The sequence below is a fragment of the Rhodopseudomonas pentothenatexigens genome, from assembly GCF_900218015.1.
Lineage (GTDB): Bacteria > Pseudomonadota > Alphaproteobacteria > Rhizobiales > Xanthobacteraceae > Rhodopseudomonas > Rhodopseudomonas pentothenatexigens.
On the sequence record NZ_UFQQ01000064.1, the window covers coordinates 1 to 1,445 of the forward strand.

Annotated in this window: 1 protein-coding gene; it reads left to right on the forward strand. The window is 64.3% G+C overall.

The annotated features are described in order from the left end of the window. The first annotated feature begins 136 nt into the window (after positions 1 to 136). Positions 137 to 1,171 (forward strand): IS110 family RNA-guided transposase, encoded by a 1,035-nt coding sequence (locus DWA33_RS24810; protein WP_114361130.1) that lies wholly within the window; start codon positions 137 to 139, stop codon positions 1,169 to 1,171. The last annotated feature ends 274 nt before the right edge of the window (positions 1,172 to 1,445 follow it).

Here is a 1,445-nt window from a genome sequence, read left to right on the forward strand (position 1 = left end):
CGTAGATGGGGTAACGGGCCGGCCAGGCCGAGCAGGTCGCTTGGCGAATTGGCGGAAGGGTGGTCGTCCCTCAAACTGATGGTGTCAATCAACGGAGTCTGGGCGAGCCCGCTCCAAGCATCATCGAGGAACGACCATGTACCACTATGCCGGAATCGACGTGTCTTTGGAACAGTCTGCGGTTTGTGTCGTCGACGGGACTGGGCGGATCGTGCGGGAGGCGAAGGTGGCGAGCGAGCCGGAGACGCTGATCGCCTGGTTCGGTTCGCTGGCGACGCCGCTGGAGCGGATCGGTCTGGAGGCTGGGCCGTTGTCGCAATGGCTCTACGCGGCCTTGCGCGAGGCCGGGCTGGCCGTCGAACTGCTGGAGACGCGGCACGTTCGTGATGCCTTCAAGGCGATGTCGATGAAGACCGACCGCAACGACGCCCGCGCCATCGCGCAGCTGATGCGGCTCGGCTGGTTCCGGCCGGTGCATTGTAAATCGATCGAGGCGCAGGAAGTCCGTGCCGTGCTGACGGCGCGCAAGCTGCTGCAGACGAAGTTGCTCGACGTCGAGAACAGTCTTCGCGGGATTCTGCGCGGCTTCGGCCTGAAGGTCGGCAAGACGACCGAGCGGAGCTTTGCGGCGCGGATCGAAGAATTGACGAAGGGCCACGCGGCACTGGCTTCGATCGCCAAGGCAATGCTCGCGGTGCATGCCGTGCTGCTGCGCGAGTTCAAGGGGCTGGACAAACAGGTGCTACAGATCGCTAAGGCGCAGCCGCAGGCGCGCCTGCTGATGACGACGCCGTCGGTCGGTCCGATCGTGGCGCTCACTTACGCCAATGCGATCGACGATCCGGCCCGGTTCAAGTCTTCGAAGGCAGCCGGCGCCCACTTCGGTCTGACGCCGAAGAAATATCAATCGGGGCAGACCGATTACACCGGTCGCATCACCAAGATCGGCGACGCTTCGGTGCGCGAGGCGCTGTATCAGGCGGCGCACATCATGCTGACAAAGCCGATCAAGAATTGCACCGAGTTGAAGAGCTGGGCGATGCGGATTGCCAAGCGGGCCGGCCTACGCAAGGCGAAGGTGGCGCTGGCGCGCAAGCTCGCGGTCGTGCTGCACCGGATGCTGGCCGACGCCAAGCCGTTCAATCCCAACGCCAAGCTGGCGATGGTGTGACAACAGGAGCAATCACGGTTCGAGGAAGGCCGCGGCACCAAGCCCTCCTTGAGCGAGGTCCCCTCGCCGGGACGATGGATCCGGTCAGGCCGCCACCCGGGACGTCGGTTCACAACCACGCTTCCGTAGATTGGTCGGCCGGCTCCTCTACGCACCCCAAAAGGTGACGGCCACCGCGCCGATCCCGGACAGAAGCAAGTCACCGGCGACAGGACCACGCAAAAAGGGATTGACTAACCGAGGCCCGTTACAGAAGCCCGGGTGAGCGCAGCGA